Raw genomic sequence first — 19128 nt, 5'->3', positions numbered from 1 at the left:
GATGTCCCTCCCCAAAGCTGAACTGCACCTGCACATCGAAGGCACCCTGGAGCCGGAGCTGGCGTTCGAGCTGGCCGCGCGCAACGGCGTCGAGCTGCCGTACGCCTCCACGGACGAGCTCCGCACGGCGTACGACTTCGAGGATCTCCAGTCCTTTCTGAACCTGTACTACGAGCTCATGGCCGTCCTGCGCACCGAGCGGGACTTCGAGGACCTGGTGAACGCCTATCTCGCCCGGGCCGCAGCCCAGGGGGTGCGGCACGCGGAGATCTTCTTCGACCCGCAGGCGCACCTCGCGCGGGGCGTGGAGATGGGGACGGTCGTCGAGGGGCTGTGGCGGGCGCTGGGCAGCAGTTCGGAGAACCACGGCGTCTCCACTCAGCTGATCATGTGCTTCCTGCGGGACGAGTCCGCGGAGTCGGCTCTGGAGACCCTCGATGCCGCCAAGCCGTATCTCGACCGGATCGTCGGGGTCGGGCTCGACTCCGCCGAGGTGGGGCATCCGCCGGTGAAGTTCCGCGAGGTGTACGAGGCCGCGGCGGCGCTGGGGCTGCGGCGGGTGGCGCACGCCGGGGAGGAGGGGCCGCCGGAGTACATCGTCGAGGCGCTGGACGTGCTCGGAGTGGAGCGGATCGACCATGGGCTGCGGTGCGTGGAGTCGCCGGAGCTGGTGGCGCGGCTGGTGCGGGACCGGGTTCCGCTGACTCTGTGTCCCCTGTCCAATGTGCGGCTTCGTACGGTCGATGTGCTGGGCGATCATCCGTTGCCCGCGATGTTGGACGCCGGGTTGATGTGCACGGTGAACTCCGACGACCCTGCGTACTTCGGGGGGTATGCGGGGGACAACTTCGAGGCCGTTCAGAAGGCTCTGGGGCTGAGTGAGGAGCGGCTCCGGGAGCTTGCCCGCAACTCCTTCCTCGCGTCCTTCCTGGAGCACGATGAGGAGCTGCGGGCTCGGTATCTGGCCGAAGTCGATGCCTACGAGTTCTGAGGTGCGTTGTCGGGTGCGGGCCGGTGGGGGCTGGTCGCGCCCGCGCGGCGGAGCCGCTGATCGATGCAGCCCCGCGCCCCTAAAAGCCTTACGCTGCCGTTGCTTTGTCGTACACCTGGGTCTCCACCTGGATCTCCACCACCGGGAGTTGACGCCTGCCCGCCCCCATCGCCACCGCCGTCATCGGCACCGCGATCAGCAGCAGGCCCGCTGCCAGGACCATGCCCATCACCGGGAAGCCGGTCTCGGTGGCCAGCAGACTGCCCGTCAGGGGGCCCGCTGCCGTGCCCAGGGACGATGCCGAGCCGACCAGGACCGCCCAGCGGCCGCGCGGGTCCAGGGAGGCGGCGAGGCCGATGACGTACGACAGGACGATCGGGTAGAGGGTGTTCCAGGCGATCTCGCCGGACGCGAAGGACGTCAGGTCGGTCGCCGAGGCGCTGAGGGTGATGCAGACGGCGATGAGGACGGTGCCGCCGCCGATGGGGAGCGCGCGGCCCAGGCGCGGGCCGAGGGCGCCCGCGCCGACGACGCCCAGCAGACCCGCGCCCAGCGCGATCGCGAAGACCGCGCCGACCGTCGCCTCGGAGAGACCGGCCTGGATGAGGCCGATGCGGCCGCTGACGCCCCAGAGGGCGTTCTGGGCGAGGGACCAGCAGGGGAGGGTGGCGGCGAGGAGGAGGCCGGCTCGCAGGTGGGGGAGCGGGGCGCCTGTCTCACGGCTTCGGGCGGGGGCCGTGGCGAGGGGGAGACGGCCCGTCAGGGGCCAGACCGCCAGCGCGGTGACGGCGATCGCGGCGAGGGGCTGGCCGTGGCCTGGGCCCAGGTGGGGGACGGCCAGGTAGACGGCGCCGGCGAGTGCGGAGACGCCGAGCAGGCCGACCGTGGTGGCGCGGTGCGGGTCCGGCTGGGCGGCGATGCCGGTGGCGGCCACCGCCGTCGACGTACCGGATCCGAAGCCGCCGATCAGCGCCCCCACGATGACGGCCGGGACGGCGTGGGCGAGGGCGGCGCCGCCGTAGCCGAGGACGGCGAGGGTCAGGCCGATACGGGCGAGGGTGCGGGGGCCGACGCGGTCGACGCGGGAGGCGAGCAGGAAGCCTGCCGCCGCCGAACTCAGCAGCAGCGCGCTGCCGACGGCGCCCGCCTCGGTGGCGGTGAGCGGCAGCCCCGAGTCGAGCCTGCCGACGGTCGTGGGCAGGAGGTAGGGGGCGAGGTACCCGGCCGTGAAAAGGGCGATGAGGGGCCAGGGCAGGGTGGAGCGACGGGCGAACACGGGCGTTCCCAGGGCATGCGAAAAGAAGCGGCTCAAAAAGGGGGGTTGGGCGCAGGCCGTCGACGGACAGGAACGCGCGAAGAATTTGTATCAAGCACACGGTTGCGGAGACAGCCCGGGTGGCGTGATCTGGATCACGTTCCGTTTGGGGTGGGAGGCGTCGGGTAGACGAGGGCCTTTTCGGTGTGGCTAACGCCAGTGCGGGGCGCCCCCAGCACCCGGTGCCGTCGCCTCGATCTTGCTCCTGATCTCCCGCATCACCGCGATGATCTGCTGCTCGTGCTCCGGCGTCAGACGGGCGACCGGCACCGAGCAGCTGATGGCGTCCTGGGCGGGGGAGTCGTAGCGCAGGGCGAAGCCGAAGCCGACGATGCCGAGGACGCCCTCCTCCCGGTCGATCGAGTAGCCGCGGGCGCGCACCTCGGCGAGGTCGGTCAGCAAGGCGGCGCGAGTGGTGTGGGAGTTGGGAGTGCGCGCCTCGTACGGCCCCTCGGGGAGCCGTTCGTCGGGCCACTCGGCCAGCAGCGCCTTGCCCAGCGCGCCGACGTGCGCGGGCAGCCGGCGGCCGACCCGGCTGATGGTCCGCAGGTATTCGTGCGACTCGCGCGTCGCCAGGTAGGCCACGTCCCGGCCGTCGAGCCGGCCCAGATGGATCGTCTCGCCCAGTGCCTCGGACGCCTCGTCGAGATACGGCCGTACGACCCGGACGCGCGGGTCGGAGTCCAGATAGCTGGTGCCGGTCAGCAGGGCGTGGATGCCGATGCCGTAGAGCGAGCCGGTGATGTCGGTGCGGACCCAGCCGCGCGAGATCAGGGTCTGGAGCAGGGCGTACATCGAACTGCGCGGCACGCCGAGCTCGTCCGCGAGCTCCTGGAGCCGTGCCGGGCGGTCGCCGCGCGCGGCCAGCAGTTCGAGGAGCTCGACCGTGCGGGCCGCCGACTTCACCTCGCGGACACCGCCGGTCTCCGGGCGCTCGGCCCCTGTCTCTGACATGCGCCGATCGTAAACGGCCCGGCAAGGACGGGGCCGACCCATTGACGGGCGGGATTCGCCTACCTAATCTCCATCTTCATACGTAGATTGTGTCTACATAGGGAGATGGCGAGGGTGACCCCGAACCCGGACACGGCCCGACGACTGCGGGACGGCATGGCACGCGGCGTGCTGTCGTTCCCGCTCACGAGCTTCCACGACGACGGCACCCTCGACCCGGACGGCTTCCGCGCGCACATCGCCGCGCAGCTGGGCCGGGAACCGGGCGCGGTCTTCCCGGCCTGCGGCACCGGTGAGTTCTTCTCGCTGGACGAGGACGAGTACCGGCAGGTCGTCACCATCGCGGTCGAGGAGGCCGCCGGACGCGTGCCCGTCGTCGCGGGGATCGGCTACGGCTGGGCGCAGGCCGTCCGTTTCGCCCGGATCGCCGAGGAGGCGGGCGCGGACGCCCTGCTCGTCCTGCCGCACTACCTGGTCGCCGCCCCGCAGGACGGCCTGGTCGCCCAACTGGAGCAGATCGCGGCCCGGACACGGCTGCCCCTCATCGCCTACCAGCGCGGCCAGGTCGCCTTCGGCGTGAGCGCGTTCCGGCAGGTCACCGAGATCCCCGGCGTCATCGGGCTCAAGGACGGGCACAGCGACCTCGACCGGCTCCAGCGCCTCACCCTCGCCGCCCCCGAGGGCTTCCTGTTCTTCAACGGCGCCTCCACCGCCGAGATCCAGGCCCGCGCCTACGCCACCGTCGGCGTCCCCGCCTACTCCTCGGCCGTCCACGCCTTCGCCCCCGAGATCGCGAACGCCTTCTTCACCGCCCTGCGCGACGGCGACGCGGGCGCAGGCACGGCCGAGAAGCTGCTGCGCGACTTCTATGTTCCGCTCGTCGAACTCCGGGACCGGGTGCCCGGGTATGCCGTCTCCCTGGTGAAGGCGGCCGCACGGCTGCGGGGGTGCCCGGTCGGGCCGGTGCGCGCCCCGCTCACCGATCCCTCGGACGCCGATCTGGCGGACCTGCGCCTGCTTTTGACCACCGGTCTCGACCTCGTAGGAGCCGCACTGTGAACCTCACGATCACCGACGTCCGGTTGACGCCGATCCTGGTCGCCGATCCGCCACTGCTGAACACCCAGGGCGTGCACCAGCCGTACACGCCCCGGCTGATCGTCGAGGTCGAGACCGCCGACGGGGTCGTGGGGGTCGGGGAGACGTACGGCGACACGAAGTACCTGGAACTGGCCCGGCCGTTCGCGTCGAAACTGATCGGACGTCAGGTCGGCGACCTGAACGGACTGTTCACGGTGGCGGACCAGGTGGCCGTCGACTCCTCCCGGGTCTCCGGCCAGGTCGACGTCGGTGGACTGCGCGGAGTCCAGACCGCCGACAAGCTGCGGCTGTCCGTCGTCTCCGGGTTCGAGGTGGCGTGTCTGGACGCGCTGGGCAAGGCGCTCGGGCTGCCGGTGCACGCCCTGCTCGGGGGCAAGGTGCGGGACGCGGTCGAGTACAGCGCCTACCTGTTCTACAAGTGGGCCGCTCATCCCGAGGGCATCGCCTCCGAGAAGGACGACTGGGGGGCGGCCCTCGATCCCGCGGGAGTGGTGGAGCAGGCCCGGCTGTTCACGGAGCGGTACGGCTTCACCTCCTTCAAGCTCAAAGGCGGGGTCTTCCCGCCGGACGAGGAGATCGCGGCGATCAGGGCCCTCGCCGAGGCGTTCCCCGGGCACCCCTTGCGGCTCGACCCCAACGGGGCCTGGAGCGTGGCGACTTCGCTGGAGGTGGCCCGGGAACTCGGGGACGTCCTGGAGTATCTGGAGGATCCCGCGCTGGGGACCGCCGCCATGGCCGAGGTGTCCGCCGGGACCGGTGTTCCGCTGGCCACCAACATGTGCGTGACGACCTTCGCGGAGATCAAGGAGGCGTTCGCCCGGGACGCCGTTCAGGTGGTGCTCTCCGATCACCACTACTGGGGCGGGCTGCGGAACACCCAGCAACTCGCCGCGATCTGCCGGACGTTCGGAGTGGGAGTGTCCATGCACTCCAACACCCATCTGGGGATCTCGCTGGCCGCGATGACACACGTGGCGTCCACCGTGCCGAATCTCCACCATGCCTGTGACTCGCACTATCCGTGGCAGTCGGAGGATGTGCTGACCGAGCGGCTGGTCTTCTCGCACGGCAGGGTCATGGTGTCCGATGCGCCCGGACTCGGGGTCGAACTCGACCGGGAGAAGGTGGAGTTCCTGCATCGGCGGTGGGTGGATGACGACGGGGGGCTGCGGGAGCGGGATGACGCCGCGGCCATGCGAGTGGCCGAGCCGGGGTGGGTGACGCCGGTCGTGCCTCGCTGGTAGGCGGGGATCATTCTCGCCCCCGCCGCCCCTACCCGTCCCGTCCTCCAGGGGCTGCCGCCCCTTCGACCCCGCCTCCGGGGGCTGCCGCCCCTTCGACCCCGCCTCCAGGAGGCTCCGCCCCCTGGACCCTCGCTCCTCAAACGCCGGAGGGCTGGATTCGACGTGCCGGGCGGGTCGCGGGTGAGCGCCGACCTGATGTCGGTGGTGTGGTGCAGACTGGCCTGATCCGCACCACGTCCAGGGAGCGCACCGTGATCGCGTCCAACGCGTCCACCGGAAAGGGATCGTCGCACTTCGGAGGGACCGGGCAGGGCCAGGCCCGGGTCGACCCTCTCGCAGCTCTGCGAGTACCCGACGATCCGCCCTGGGACGTCTATCTCACCGGCACCGTCTTCCTCGACATCATCTTCACCGGGCTCGGCTCCGCCCCGGTGCGCGGGACCGAGTCCTGGGCACGCGGGATGGGGTCGAGCCCCGGTGGCGTGGCGAACATGGCGACGGCCCTGGCCCGGCTCGGGCTGCGCACCTCGCTGGCCGCCGCCTTCGGCGACGACCACTACGGCGAGTACTGCTGGGACACCCTGGAGCAGGGCGAGGGCATCGACCTCTCCCCGTCGCGCAGGGTCCCCGGCTGGCACTCCCCGGTCACCGTGTCCATGGCGTACGAGGGCGAGCGCACCATGGTCTCCCACGGCCACGAGCCGCCCCCCGAGGAGCCCGCGCCGAACTGCCCGCCACGCGCGCGTGCGGCCGTGGCCTCGCTGGAGCCGGGCAAGCGCGCCCCCTGGATCGCCCAGGCGGCGGGCAAGGGCACCCGCATCTTCGCCGACGTCGGCTGGGACGAGACCGGTGCCTGGGACCTGGCCGGCCTCGCCGACCTCGAACACTGCGAGGCCTTCCTGCCGAACGCGGAGGAGGCGATGCGCTACACCGGCGCCTCCTGCCCCCGTGAGGCCGCGCACGCGCTCACCGAGCATGTGCCGCTCGCCGTGGTCACCCTCGGCGCGGAGGGCGCGTACGCGGTGGACCGGCGTACCGGAGAGGCCGCCGAGGTCCCGGCGATCGAGGTCGAGGCACTCGACCCGACCGGCGCCGGGGACGTCTTCGTGGCCGGCTTCGTCACCGGCACCCTCGCCGGCTGGCCGTTGGCGGACCGGCTGGCCTTCGCCGGCCTGACCGCCGCCCTCTCCGTCCAGGAGTTCGGCGGCTCCCTGTCCGCGCCGGGCTGGTCCGAGATCGGCGCCTGGTGGCGCAAGGTCCAGTCCGTCGACTCCCAGGACCCGGCCGCGCTGCGCCGGTACGCGTTCCTGGCGGACATGATCCCGGAGGAGACGGCCCCGGGCTGGCCACTGCGGCGAGCGGTGCCGACGATCGGGTTCGGCCGGTCGGCCTGACGCCGGTCGACCTGACCTCAGAGGTCCGGGGCCCGCTCAAGCGTGGACAGCACCTGTTCCCGGACCACCTCACGGGCCTCGGCGGGCAGCGCCCCGATCGCCGTGCCGCTCAAGGCGTCGAGCGCGCTGTCCGCACCCGCGTCGCAGGGCACTGTCTCGCTCAGGAAGTCGTAGCCGTCGCGGACCGCGACGCGCAGCACACGGCGGGCGCCCGCGGCCACGGCCGTGGCGACGACCAGGGGCGGCGGGCCGCCAGGAGCCTCGGCCACCTTGCGGTAGCCGCTGACCAGGGGGTCTTCCCAGCGCAGGCTCAGCAGCAACGGCTTCTTGGCGAGCAGCTCGGCCAGGTCGGCCTCGAACGGCCCCTCCGTCGCCAGCACCTGCGCGCGGGCGTCCAGGACGAGGGCCGCGGGCAGCAGACAGCGCAAAGTGCTGCCGACGATGTTCCCGCCGACCGTGGCGGTCCGGCGCACGGCCCCGGTGCCGATGCCGGCCGCGGCCCGGTGCAGCACCTCCGGCACCTGTTCGTCGATCCGGTGCAGCAGGACCGCCGCCCCGATCTCCCCGGCCCCCAGGACGTTCGCCTCCGGCACCTCGCGCAGCGACACGGCCTGCTCGGGGAAACCGTCGCGTTGCCACGCGGCCCACACGAGCGTGGCACCGCCGACGGGCACGGCCCCGTCGGTCAGACACTCCTGTGCCTCGGGCAGGGACGTGGGCAGACGCAACAGCACGGTCTTCCTGCTTTCTCCATACGAGCTCCATGGCCACCACCGCGACCCAGGTCTTCGAACGCACGTGGCAGCGAGCGCATTCTTCCCCGGGGTGAGGGGGGAGCATGCAGGGCTCATCGCGGCACCGAGGGCGCCCTCATCGCCGAAAAGCCCTACGGCGTTGTCAGTGCACCGTCGTACCCTTGGAACCGCGAGGCCGCCTCACGTTGCGCGGCCGTGACGAGGAGGAACCGCAGGCCTTAAGCGCCGGCCCATGACTCAGACACCCACAGGTCACAGCCCCGCGCAGGGACAGGCGAGAGCACAGTTCACCGTCCCCGCCCACCACCCCATGGTCTCGGTCCTGGGGTCCGGCGACTCGCTCCTGCGCGTGATCGAGAAGGCCTTCCCGGCGGCCGACATCCATGTCCGGGGCAATGAGATCAGCGCTACCGGCGCGGCGGCCGACGTCGCCCTCGTGCAGCGCCTGTTCGACGAGATGATGCTGGTGCTCCGCACCGGACAGCCGATGACGGAGGACGCAGTGGAACGCTCGATCGCCATGCTGCGAGCGAGTGAGAACGGGACGAGCGACGGCCAGGAGACCCCGGCCGAGGTGCTCACACAGAACATCCTGTCCTCGCGCGGCCGCACCATCCGCCCCAAGACCCTCAACCAGAAGCGGTACGTCGACGCGATCGACAAGCACACGATCGTCTTCGGCATTGGCCCCGCCGGTACCGGCAAGACCTACCTCGCCATGGCCAAGGCGGTGCAGGCCCTGCAGTCCAAGCAGGTCAACCGCATCATCCTGACCCGCCCCGCGGTGGAGGCGGGAGAGCGGCTGGGCTTCCTGCCCGGCACCCTCTACGAGAAGATCGACCCCTACCTGCGCCCGCTGTACGACGCCCTGCACGACATGCTGGACCCGGACTCGATCCCGAAGCTGATGGCCGCGGGGACGATCGAGGTGGCGCCGCTGGCGTATATGAGGGGTCGCACCCTCAATGACGCCTTCATCATCCTGGACGAGGCCCAGAACACGAGCCCCGAGCAGATGAAGATGTTCCTGACCCGGCTCGGGTTCGACTCGAAGATCGTCATCACGGGTGACGTGACGCAGGTCGACCTGCCCAACGGGACCAAGTCCGGGCTGCGGCAGGTGCAGGACATCCTGGAGGGTGTGGAGGACGTGCACTTCTCCCGCCTGTCGTCCCAGGACGTCGTACGGCACAAGCTGGTCGGCCGTATCGTCGACGCGTACGAGAAGTACGACACCGAGAACGGTACGGAGAACGGCACCCACAAGGGCAGCCGGAACAAGCGGAAGTAGACAAGCCAGCACCATGTCGATCGACGTCAACAACGAGTCCGGAACCGAGGTCGACGAGCAGGCGATCCTCGACATCGCCCGCTACGCCCTCGCGCGGATGCGCATCCACCCGCTCTCCGAGCTCTCGGTGATCGTCGTGGACGAGGACGCCATGGAGCAGCTGCACATCCAGTGGATGGACCTGCCGGGGCCCACCGACGTCATGTCGTTCCCGATGGACGAGCTCAGGCCGCCCAGCAAGGACGACGACGAGCCCCCGCAGGGCCTCCTCGGGGACATCGTGCTCTGCCCCGAGGTCGCCAAGAAGCAGGGCGAGGAGGCCGAGACGCAGCACTCCATGGACGAGGAGCTCCAGCTCCTCACCGTCCACGGGGTGCTGCACCTGCTCGGCTACGACCACGAGGAGCCGGACGAGAAGGCGGAGATGTTCGGCCTCCAGGCGGCCATCGTGGACGGGTGGAGGCAGGAGAAGGGGCTGACCGGTCCGTCTCCCGCGCCGACCGTCTCATGAGTCTGCCCCTCGTCTCCGGCGCGATCGCCCTGGTCGTCGTCGCCTGGCTCGCCGCCTGCGCGGAGGCGGGCCTCGCGCGCGTCTCCAGCTTCCGCGCCGAGGAGGCCGTACGGAACGGGCGGCGGGGCAGCGCCAAGCTGGCGCAGATCGCCGCCGACCCGACCCGCTATCTCAACGTGGCGCTGCTGGTGCGCGTCGCCTGCGAGATGGCGGCGGCCGCCCTGGTCACCTACGCCTGCCTCCAGCAGTTCCCGGGCACCACCAGGGCCCTGCTGGTCGCGATCGGCGTCATGGTGCTGGTGTCGTACGTCGCGGTGGGAGTGTCCCCGCGGACCATCGGACGTCAGCATCCCCTCAACACGGCCACCGCGGCCGCGTACGTCCTGCTCCCGCTGGCCCGGATCATGGGCCCCATCCCGTCGTTGCTGATTCTCATCGGCAACGCGCTGACCCCCGGCAAGGGCTTCAGGCGCGGCCCCTTCGCCTCCGAGGCGGAGCTGCGCGCGCTGGTCGACCTCGCCGAGAAGGAGTCCCTGATCGAGGACGAGGAGCGCCGTATGGTGCACTCGGTCTTCGAGCTGGGTGACACGCTGGTGCGGGAGGTCATGGTCCCGCGGACCGATCTCGTCGTCATCGAGCGCTACAAGACGATCCGTCAGGCGCTGACCCTCGCGCTGCGTTCGGGTTTCTCGCGCATCCCGGTGTCCGGGGAGAGCGAGGACGACATCGTCGGGATCGTGTATCTGAAGGACCTGGTCCGAAAGACGCACATCAGCCGGGACGCGGAGAGCGAGCTGGTGTCCACGGCCATGCGGCCCGCCGCCTTCGTGCCCGACACCAAGAACGCCGGTGACCTGCTGCGCGAGATGCAGCAGGACCGCAACCACGTCGCCGTCGTCATCGACGAGTACGGCGGCACGGCCGGCATCGTCACGATCGAGGACATCCTCGAGGAGATCGTCGGTGAGATCACCGACGAGTACGACCGTGAACTCCCGCCGGTGGAGGACCTCGGCGACGACCGCCACCGGGTCACCGCCCGCCTCGACATCACCGACCTCGGTGAGCTGTACGGGCTCGACGAGTATGACGACGAGGACGTGGAGACCGTCGGTGGGCTGCTGGCGAAGGCGCTGGGCCGTGTGCCCATCGCCGGGGCGTCAGCCGTCGTCGAACTTCCGGACGGCCGGCAGCTCCGCCTGACCGCGGAGGCCGCGGCCGGGCGCCGGAACAAGATCGTGACGGTCCTGGTGGAGCCGGTGGGCGCCGTCGAAGCCGCCGAAGAGGAGAAGGAGTCCCAGTGACCCCCCAGGAACTGCGCGCCCTCTGTCTCTCCTTCAACGCGGTGGTGGAGGACTTCCCGTTCAACCCCGAGACCTCGGTCTTCAAGGTGCTGGGCAAGCTCTTCGCGCTGACGAACCTGGACGCGCGGCCCCTGACGGTCAACCTCAAGTGCGACCCCGAGGACGCGATCCGGCTGCGCGCCGACCACCCCGGGCTGATCGTCCCCGGCTACCACATGAACAAGCGCCACTGGAACACCGTCACGGTCGACGGCGAGCTCCCGGACCGTGTGGTCCGGGAGCTCGTCGAGGACTCGTACGACCTGGTGGTGGCCGGTCTACCGCGCGCCGAGCGGCTGCGTCTGGACCGCCCCTGAGCGCCCTCGCGGTCCCGTCGCGACCAGTACCGCCGCCGCGAGTGCCAGTTCCGACCTGACCGTCGTCCTGCCCACCCGTGGCTGGCCTCACCGGAGGGGCGGCGCGGGGGCGATGTACCCCGTGCGGGGTGAGAGAGCGGGCGGGTGGATTGCCCTCCGGCGGGCGGCGGCCGGCATTTTTCCCCGGGGTGGTGTCTTCGGTCGCGGTCGGTCTTCCCTGGCGGGGGGTGGCTGTGGTGTCGGGGTGCCTCCGGTCGGGCGGCGGCTTTGGTTTCGGGGTCTCTTCCGGTGAGCAGTGGGTGCGGGTGCGGGTGCGGGTGCGGGTGCGGTCGCGGGCCCGGTCGGGTGGCGGTTTCCGTGACCGGTCGGGGTAGTCCCCGGTGGGTGGTGGCTTCGGGTGTGTGGCTTGCCGCGGGGCGCGGTGGCTTCGGGCGCGGCGTGCCCCCCGTGGGGCCGGTGCCGTCGCCCCGGTTCGTATGCTCCTGTCATGACCGACAACAGTGCGCTTGACCCCGAGGACCGCAAGATCGTCACCCTGGCCCGTTCGGCGCGGGCCCGTAACGGGGTGCCCGAGGGAGCTGCCGTGCGGGACGAGACCGGGCGGACGTATGTGGCCGGGACCGTCGACCTGGCGTCCCTCAAGCTGAGCGCGCTGCAGACCGCGGTGGCCATGGCTGTGGCGTCCGGGGCGAAGTCCCTGGAGGCGGCGGCGGTGGTGACGGATGCCGAAGCGGCCTCCGACGAGGACCTGGCCGCCGTCCGGGACCTGGGTGGGCCGCAGACCCCGGTGCTGGTGGCGGGGGCCGACGGCACCGTGCGCGGTACCGTCACCGCCGGCTGATACTCCGGGTAACACTTGGCCGGAATTCCGCCTTGCCCTCCCTCGTCCCACGCGCATCAATGGAACCGGAGATTCCGACGGACCGTCAGATCCCAGCTCGCGCGGCGTCCCGCACCACGCCCCGTGAAGCCCGGCCGTCCGTCGGGACGCACCCCCCGTCCATCCCCACATGGCAGTCCCCACCACGGGAAGGGAACCGGATTCCATGAAAGGCAAGCGCATAGGCACTGGTGCGGCACTGGCGGTCGGCACGCTCGCGGCCGCCGGACTCGCGTTCGCACCCGCCGCCCTGGCCGTCGCCCCCGACACCGCGACCATCGACGCGGACTGCGGCATCTACGGCAGCGGTCAGGCCACTCTCACCGCCACCCAGGACGGCACCGCGGCCACCGTGACCGTCACCTCGGCGATCAACGCTCCGCTCGCGCTCTCCGAGGACTCGATCTCCTCGACCCTCACCTTCGTGAACGCGAACGGCGGCACCACCACCTTCACCGGTAACGAGAACCCCGCCATCGCGGCCGGTGACCCCGTCACCGTCGGACCCCTCAACGGAACCGTGGCGTCCGGCGACAGCCTGGAGTCGTACGGCGGTTCACTCCAGATCGTCGTCTTCGGGATCACCGTGACCTGCACGGCGACCGGTCCGCAGGCACCGGGCCCGTTCGTCTTCGACTGACCTCCGGCGCCGGCGCTTCGGAGCAGGTCCCTTGGTTGCCGCAGGAACTGACATCCCGTCAGGTTTCTGCGGCAACTCCATTGACTTCTCACGCGATCCACACATCAATGCCCCCTGTCGGCGCAGGACTTCAGGAGCTTCCGGAGGGGGCACATCCATGGGTTCGATGACTCGAAGACGCCGTCTGGCGTCCTTTCTCGGGGCGACCGCGCTCGCGGTCACCGCGGGCGGTGCACTGGCCTGTCCGGCCGGTGCCGCCACCGACGTGGACTTCGCCACGCACTGCATCCCGCCCGCGGTCGCGGGCATCCCGCCGATCGACGGCACCACGACGGCCAGGATCGCCGTGGACAACACCAGCCCCAAGGTGGGCGACACCGTCACCGTGACCTACACGGTGGTCAAGCCGGCCGCCAGCAACCCCACGGCCATCGCCCTGCCGGCCGACATCATGACGCCGACCGGCAAGGTCGCCCTCGGCGGCGCCCAGACCGGCGCCGTGACGGTCGCCGGACCGAAGAAGAACGACCCGGTGCCGGGCAACGGCGCCTTCCCGTCGTTCTCCATGACCGGCACCTTCAAGGTCACCTCACCCGGCGCGATCACCCTCTCGCCCGGCGACTACAACATCCACACCAGCTACATCCTCGAACTGGACACGCCCTGCACGGTGATCACCCCGCCCGCCCCGGTGTCCGAGACGGTCACCGCGACGGACGCGAACCCGGTCAACGAGCGGGACATATCGCTGGGTGCGGCCTCCGGGAAGCCCGGCGACAGCGTCACCGTCACCGGCAGCAAGTTCACCCCGGGCGCGACGGTCACCCTGGCCGGGCGGGCAGGCAGCGCCCAGACCGCGGACACCGCCACCGCCACCGTCAACTCCTCGGGCGCCTTCAGCGGCTCGCTCGTCGTCAACGACAAGACGACGACCGGTGTCGTGGCGTACGAGGGCAGCGCGTGGAGCGACGCCAAGGGCGCCGGGCCGAAGGCGTACGTGGTCATCGACGACACGCCCGTCCCGGCCGGCAGCCAGAAGGTCACCACCACGGTGAAGGCGGGCACGCTGTCCATGTCCCAGGCCGGGGACTCCGTCAGCCTCTCGGCGGTGGACTACGGCAAGGGCGGCGCCTCGACCGGCAATCTGAACCAGGTGACGGTCAAGGACTTCCGCGGTGGTCCGGCCGGCTGGTCCCTCACCGGCAAGGTCACCGACTTCACCGGACCCGGCGCCAAGATCGACGCCGGTGCGCTGAGCTGGAGCCCCGCCTGCGCCACCAAGGCGGGCAGCCCGAGCACCTGCCGGGCCGGTTCCGCCGGCACGGTCGGCGTCTCGGGAGCGACTCTCGCCTCCACCCCCAACTCCGCCGTCACCGGCGGTGAGTTCACGGTGGATGCCGGACTCTCCCTGAACGTACCGGCGTTCACGCCTGTCGGCACGTACTCCGGCGTTCTCACCCTCACGCTCAGCTGACCGTACGGGCGCCCGCACCCGCCCGTCCCGTCCTTCTCGCACCCGTGGGGGTCCGCACCCATGCGAAAGCTGTACGTCATCCTCCTGAGCCTGTTCAGCCCGTTCAGCCTGTTCTCGGTCATGGCCGCCGCGCCCGCGTACGGCGCCGACAACGGCAGCTGGTCCGTGTATCCCGCCGCCTCCCAGGTCGCCGCGCGGCCCTACTTCTATCTGTCCGCCGACCCCGGGCAGAGCATCGACGACAAGGTGGTCGTCAGCAACAAGACCGGTGAGCCGCTGAGCTTCCGCCTCTACGCCGCCGACGCCTACAACACCGCCCGCGACGGCGGTTTCGCCGTGCGGACGGTCGCGGAGAAGCAGCGCGGGGTGGGGGCCTGGGCGAGGCCCGCGAAGTCCCGGGTGACCGTTCCCGCGCACGGCAAGGTCACCGTGCCCTTCACCCTGTCGGTGCCCGAGGGCGCCGAACCGGGCGACCACCCCGGCGCGTTGGTGGCGCTGGACGAACGGATCGACAAGGGTGGGGGCGCCGTGGCGCTCGGTGTGCAGCGGGCCGTCGCCGCGAGGATCTATCTGCGGGTGGGCGGGCCGACCGTGCCGGCGATCGCCGTCGAGGACGTCCGCGTCAGCCATCACCAGCCGCTGGTACCGGGGTTGGGGGACAGCGGTGCGACGATCTCGTACACCCTGCGCAACACCGGCAACGTCACCCTGAACCCGAAGGTGGAGCTGCGGGCGACGGGGTTGTTCGGGCGGACGTTGCTGGCGCGCGACCTGGTGAAGATTCCGGGTGAGCTGCTGCCCGGGCAACGGGTACGGCTGAGCGAGCCGTGGCGCGGGGCGCCGCAACTCGACTGGGGGGACGTGAAGTTGACGGCGAGTGCGAAGGGCACTCACGAGTCGGCGAGTGCGGGTTTCTTTGCGTTGCCGTGGTTGGTCGCGGTGGTGTTGTTCGTGGCTGGTGGTGTGGGAGGGGGGATGTGGGTTCGTTTGCGGCTGCGGGCCGGTGGGGGCTTGTCGCGCAGTTCCCCGCGCCCCTGAAAGCCTCCCGTTCCCGTTCGCCTAGAGCGCGTCCGGACCGCGCTCGCCCGTCCGCACCCGTACGACCGTCTCCACCGGCAGCGCCCACACCTTGCCGTCGCCGATCTTGCCCGTGTGGGCGGCCTTGACGATCGCGTCGATGACGGTGTCGGCGTCGGCGTCGTCGACGACGACCTCGATGCGGACCTTGGGGACCAGGTCGACCTGGTACTCGGCGCCGCGGTACACCTCGGTGTGGCCGCGCTGGCGGCCGTAGCCGCTGGCCTCGGTCGCGGTCAGACCGTGGACGCCGATCTCCTGCAGCGCGGTCTTGACCTCGTCGAGGCGGTACGGCTTGACGATCGCGGTGATGAGCTTCATGCCTGGGTCTTGACCTTCTGGGCGGAGGGGACGGAGGACGCGCTGACCGGGGCGCCATGGCCCAGGACGCCGTGATCGTATGCGGTCTCGGCGTGCACCGTAAGGTCCAGGCCGGTGTGCTCGTGCTCCTCGTCGGCCCGGAAGCCCATCACCTTGTCGATCAGCTTCCCGATGCCGTACGTCACCAGAAAGGCGTACGCCCCCACGGCGACCACGGCCACCAGCTGCTTGCCGAGCTGGGCGAGCCCGCCGCCGTAGAGCAGACCCTCGGCGCCGCCGGTCATCGCCTTCTCCGCGAACACGCCGATCAGCAGCGTGCCGATGACTCCGCCGACCAGGTGGACACCGACGACGTCGAGGGAGTCGTCGTAGTTCAGCTTGAACTTCCAGCCCACCGCGTACGAGCAGACGACACCGGCGGCGAGGCCGACGACCAGCGCGCCCAGGAGGGAGACCGAGCCGCAGGACGGGGTGATCGCGACCAGGCCCGCGACCGCGCCGGACGCGGCGCCGAGCGTGGTCGGGTGGCCGTCGCGCTTCTGCTCGACGAAGAGCCAGCCGAGCAGGCCGGTGCAGCCGGCGGCGAGGGTGTTGAGGAAGACGGCGGCGGCGACACCGTTGGCGCCGAGGGCCGAGCCCGCGTTGAAGCCGAACCAGCCGAACCAGAGCAGGCCCGCGCCCAGGACGACCATGGGGAGGTTGTGCGGGCGCATGGCGTCCTTCTTGAAGCCCAGCCGCGGGCCGAGGACCAGCGCGAGGGCGAGACCGGAGGCCCCGGAGGTGATCTCGACGGGCAGACCGCCCGCGAAGTCGAGCGCGCCGAGCCTGTCCAGGACCCAGCCGCCCGGGCCCCACACCCAGTGGGCGACGGGAACGTATACGAGCAGTGCCCAGACCGGGACGAACACCAGCCACGCCCCGAACTTCGCCCGGTCCGCGATCGCGCCGCTGACCAGCGCCGCCGTGATGATCGCGAAGGTGAGCTGGAAGGTGGCGAAGAGGAGGGTGGGGACGGTGCCCTGGACGCTGTCGGGGCCGAGGCCGCTCATGCCGGCGTGTTCGAGGCCGCCGAGGAGCCCTGCCCCGATGTCATCACCGAAGGCGAGGGAGTAGCCGGCGGTGAGCCAGACCACCGTGACCAGGGCGATCGACACGAAGCTCATCATCAGCATGTTGAGGACGCTCTTCGTGCGGACCATGCCGCCGTAGAACAGGGCGAGCCCCGGGGTCATCAGCAGGACGAGGGCGGTGGCGGCGAGCAGCCAGGCGGTGTCGCCGGTGTCGACGCCTTGCGCGGCGAGGGACATGGAGGTCTCCAACCAGGTGGGGGCTCGTCAGAGGTTCACCGGCGTGCGTTTCCGGTTGAGCACGTCGGTGTTTCCGTGATGTTTCGTTGCGTGGAGGTTTCGGGAAGCTCACCGGGGCGCGGCTACTCGGGCGCCTGTGCGGCGGGGCTCTGTGGATCAGGGAGAATGGGGCGCATGAGCGTTCGCAGTCAGTCATCCGAGCCGTCGGCATCGTCGGAGGCCCCCCACCGCGCCGGCTTCGCCTGCTTCGTGGGCCGCCCCAACGCGGGCAAGTCCACCCTCACGAACGCTCTGGTCGGCCAGAAGGTCGCCATCACGGCGGATCAGCCGCAGACGACGCGGCACACGGTACGGGGGATCGTGCACCGGCCCGAAGCCCAGCTGATCCTGGTCGACACCCCTGGGCTGCACAAGCCGCGCACGCTGCTCGGCCAGCGGCTGAACGACGTCGTACGCACCACCTGGGCCGAGGTCGACGTGATCGGGTTCTGTCTGCCGGCGAACGAGAAACTCGGCCCCGGTGACCGTTTCATCGCGAAGGAACTCGCGTCGATCAAGAAGACGCCGAAGATCGCGATCGTCACGAAGACCGACCTCGTGGACTCCAAGACCCTCGCCGAGCAGCTCATCGCGATCGACCAGCTCGGCAAGGAGCTGGGCTTCGAGTGGGCGGAGATCGTGCCCGTCTCGGCGGTCGGCGACAAGCAGGTGGGTCTGCTGGCCGACCTGATCGTCCCGCTCCTCCCGGAGGGGCCCGCGCTCTACCCCGAGGGCGACCTCACGGACGAGCCCGAGCAGGTCATGATCGCCGAGCTGATCCGCGAGGCCGCGCTGGAGGGTGTCCGCGACGAGCTGCCGCACTCCATCGCGGTGGTCGTCGAGGAGATGCTGCCCCGCGAGGACCGCCCCGCCGACAAGCCCCTCCTCGACATCCACGCCTTCGTCTACATCGAGCGCCCCAGCCAGAAGGGCATCATCATCGGCCCCAAGGGCAAGCGCCTGAAGGAGGTCGGCATCAAGAGCCGCAAGCAGATCGAGGCCCTGCTCGGCACACCGGTCTTCTTGGATCTGCACGTGAAGGTGGCGAAGGACTGGCAGCGGGACCCTCGGCAGTTGCGGAAGTTGGGGTTCTGAGCGGGGTGGGTGGGGGTTTGCTGCGGTAGCGGTCTGCGGGAGGTCGGCGTCAGGCTGTGCGGGCAGATCGAGGTGCTGCCACGCCGGCCGCGCGGCGGTAGCCGCATGTCGATGCAGCCTGGACCTCCACGTGAAGGTGGCGAAGGACTGGCAGCGGGATCCTCGGCAGTTGCGGAAGTTGGGGTTCTAGGGGGTCCCGGGACCCCCTAGGAGATCGCCCCCTGCGGGTGCATGTTCTGCAGTCCCACCACTCTCAGCAGTTGGAGGCGTTCGTATGCCTCCGTCCCCGGGCGGGCCGTGTGGACGACCAGGAGGTGGTGGTGTTCGTGGCTGACCATGACCTCGCAGTCGAGTTCCAGCAGCCCGACCACGGGGTGCACGAAGCGCTTCGTCGCCTTGTTGCGCTGGGACACCTCGTGCTCGTCCCACAGGCGGGCGAACTCCTCGCTGGCAGAACGGAGTTCGGCGACCAGCGCGGCCGGTTCCGGGTCGTCGGGGCGGGCCGCGGTCACCGCGCGCAGGGTGGCCACCTGGGTGCGCGCGTGGTCCGCGAGGTCCTCCTCGGGGAAGAGCGTGCGCGCGGTCGGGTCCAGGAAGAAGCGCCGGGTCAGGTTGCGCTCGCGGCGCGGACGGGACATCGCGTCGCCGACCAGCGCCTTCGCCATCGCGTTCTGCGCCAGCACCTCGCCGTAGTCGTTGACCACCTGCGCCGGAGTGTCGTGCAGCCGGTCCAGGATCAGCAGCAGCCCCGGGCGGACATGCGCCGACCCCGTCTCGCGGCGCGGGGGCTCCTCGCCGACCAGGTGGAACAGATGGTCCTGCTCCACGTCGGTCAGGCGCAGCGCCCGGGCCAGCGCGGTCAGCATCTGACGGGAGGGGCGCGGGCCCCGGGACTGCTCCAGCCGCGTGTAGTAGTCCACCGACATCCCCGCCAGCTGGGCCACCTCCTCGCGGCGCAGCCCGGGCGTACGGCGCCGGGCGCCCGGTGTCAGGCCCACGTCGGACGGGTTCAGGCGGGCGCGGCCGCGGCGCAGGAAGTCGGCGAGTTCGGCTCGGTTCACCCCTCCAGCGTGCGGCAC

The 19128-nt window shown here is 70.9% G+C and carries 19 protein-coding genes; 13 read left to right on the top strand and 6 right to left on the bottom strand.

The features are described from left to right. Position 1: 1 nt before the first annotated feature. A complete protein-coding gene (locus ABZT93_RS23070; RefSeq protein WP_356107328.1) occupies positions 2-991 on the top strand; it encodes an adenosine deaminase in 990 nt (329 codons plus the stop codon). Between the two features lie 88 nt (positions 992-1079). Here ABZT93_RS23070 and ABZT93_RS23065 read toward each other — a convergent pair whose 3' ends face one another. Then, complete coding sequence (locus ABZT93_RS23065; RefSeq protein ID WP_356107325.1) at positions 1080-2267, bottom strand: MFS transporter; 1188 nt, start codon at positions 2265-2267, stop codon at positions 1080-1082. Positions 2268-2456: 189 nt separating this feature from the next. Continuing rightward, the gene (locus ABZT93_RS23060; RefSeq protein ID WP_356107322.1) at positions 2457-3260 is read right to left on the bottom strand and encodes an IclR family transcriptional regulator; all 804 of its coding nucleotides are present in this window, start codon (positions 3258-3260) and stop codon (positions 2457-2459) included. Positions 3261-3365: 105 nt separating this feature from the next. On the opposite strand from ABZT93_RS23060, the gene ABZT93_RS23055 reads away from it, so the two are divergent. The 3 genes from ABZT93_RS23055 to ABZT93_RS23045 all read left to right on the top strand — a co-directional run bounded on the left by ABZT93_RS23055 (position 3366) and on the right by ABZT93_RS23045 (position 6999). Beyond that, entirely contained in the window at positions 3366-4319 is a 954-nt protein-coding gene (locus tag ABZT93_RS23055) for a 5-dehydro-4-deoxyglucarate dehydratase (RefSeq protein WP_356107318.1), read from the top strand. Continuing rightward, entirely contained in the window at positions 4316-5605 is a 1290-nt protein-coding gene (locus ABZT93_RS23050; protein WP_356107314.1) for a glucarate dehydratase family protein, read from the top strand. Before ABZT93_RS23055 ends, ABZT93_RS23050 begins: the two co-directional genes overlap by 4 nt. Positions 5606-5856: 251 nt before the next feature. Further along, positions 5857-6999, top strand: coding sequence for a PfkB family carbohydrate kinase (locus tag ABZT93_RS23045; protein WP_356107382.1), 1143 nt, complete (start codon positions 5857-5859; stop codon positions 6997-6999). 17 nt (positions 7000-7016) lie between these two features. Here the strand turns inward: ABZT93_RS23045 and ABZT93_RS23040 are convergent, their stop codons facing one another. Beyond that, positions 7017-7733, bottom strand: coding sequence for an FAD binding domain-containing protein (locus ABZT93_RS23040; RefSeq protein ID WP_356107312.1), 717 nt, complete (start codon positions 7731-7733; stop codon positions 7017-7019). Between the two features lie 253 nt (positions 7734-7986). Between ABZT93_RS23040 and ABZT93_RS23035 the strand changes: the two genes are divergently transcribed. The 8 genes from ABZT93_RS23035 to ABZT93_RS23000 all read left to right on the top strand — a co-directional run bounded on the left by ABZT93_RS23035 (position 7987) and on the right by ABZT93_RS23000 (position 15248). Continuing rightward, entirely contained in the window at positions 7987-9045 is a 1059-nt protein-coding gene (locus tag ABZT93_RS23035) for a PhoH family protein (RefSeq protein WP_356107309.1), read from the top strand. A gap of 13 nt (positions 9046-9058) precedes the next feature. Then, a complete protein-coding gene (gene ybeY / locus ABZT93_RS23030; protein ID WP_020136251.1) occupies positions 9059-9556 on the top strand; it encodes an rRNA maturation RNase YbeY in 498 nt (165 codons plus the stop codon). After that, entirely contained in the window at positions 9553-10860 is a 1308-nt protein-coding gene (locus ABZT93_RS23025; RefSeq protein ID WP_356107305.1) for a hemolysin family protein, read from the top strand. Before ybeY ends, ABZT93_RS23025 begins: the two co-directional genes overlap by 4 nt. Continuing rightward, complete coding sequence (locus tag ABZT93_RS23020) at positions 10857-11216, top strand: MmcQ/YjbR family DNA-binding protein (protein ID WP_356107302.1); 360 nt, start codon at positions 10857-10859, stop codon at positions 11214-11216. Before ABZT93_RS23025 ends, ABZT93_RS23020 begins: the two co-directional genes overlap by 4 nt. 487 nt (positions 11217-11703) lie before the next feature. Beyond that, a complete protein-coding gene (locus tag ABZT93_RS23015; RefSeq protein WP_356107300.1) occupies positions 11704-12057 on the top strand; it encodes a cytidine deaminase in 354 nt (117 codons plus the stop codon). Positions 12058-12262: 205 nt separating this feature from the next. Next, positions 12263-12736, top strand: a complete 474-nt coding sequence (locus tag ABZT93_RS23010) for a hypothetical protein (protein WP_356107297.1) — start codon at positions 12263-12265, stop codon at positions 12734-12736. A gap of 157 nt (positions 12737-12893) precedes the next feature. Beyond that, complete coding sequence (locus ABZT93_RS23005; protein ID WP_356107294.1) at positions 12894-14210, top strand: beta-xylosidase; 1317 nt, start codon at positions 12894-12896, stop codon at positions 14208-14210. A gap of 60 nt (positions 14211-14270) precedes the next feature. Then, the gene (locus ABZT93_RS23000; RefSeq protein ID WP_356107291.1) at positions 14271-15248 is read left to right on the top strand and encodes a DUF916 domain-containing protein; all 978 of its coding nucleotides are present in this window, start codon (positions 14271-14273) and stop codon (positions 15246-15248) included. Between the two features lie 21 nt (positions 15249-15269). On the opposite strand, the gene ABZT93_RS22995 is transcribed toward ABZT93_RS23000, so the two are convergent. Together ABZT93_RS22995 and ABZT93_RS22990 are read right to left on the bottom strand one after the other, a co-directional pair. Next, positions 15270-15608 (bottom strand): P-II family nitrogen regulator, encoded by a 339-nt coding sequence (locus ABZT93_RS22995; RefSeq protein WP_356107287.1) that lies wholly within the window; start codon positions 15606-15608, stop codon positions 15270-15272. Further along, complete coding sequence (locus ABZT93_RS22990; RefSeq protein WP_356107284.1) at positions 15605-16915, bottom strand: ammonium transporter; 1311 nt, start codon at positions 16913-16915, stop codon at positions 15605-15607. Before ABZT93_RS22990 ends, ABZT93_RS22995 begins: the two co-directional genes overlap by 4 nt. 174 nt (positions 16916-17089) lie before the next feature. Here ABZT93_RS22990 and era point away from each other — a divergent pair, with 174 nt between their 5' ends. Then, positions 17090-18049 carry a GTPase Era gene (gene era / locus ABZT93_RS22985; RefSeq protein ID WP_356107281.1) on the top strand — a complete coding sequence of 320 codons (960 nt, stop codon included), beginning with the start codon at positions 17090-17092 and terminating at the stop codon, positions 18047-18049. A 206-nt stretch (positions 18050-18255) separates the two neighbouring features. Here era and ABZT93_RS22980 read toward each other — a convergent pair whose 3' ends face one another. Next, positions 18256-19110, bottom strand: coding sequence for a helix-turn-helix transcriptional regulator (locus ABZT93_RS22980; protein ID WP_356107278.1), 855 nt, complete (start codon positions 19108-19110; stop codon positions 18256-18258). Positions 19111-19128: the final 18 nt, after the last annotated feature.

Origin of the sequence: Streptomyces sp. NPDC005303, from assembly GCF_040607335.1 — a bacterium.
GTDB lineage: Bacteria > Actinomycetota > Actinomycetes > Streptomycetales > Streptomycetaceae > Streptomyces.
The sequence above is the reverse complement of the archived record's forward strand: the minus strand, read 5'-3'. Positions and strand labels throughout refer to the sequence as shown.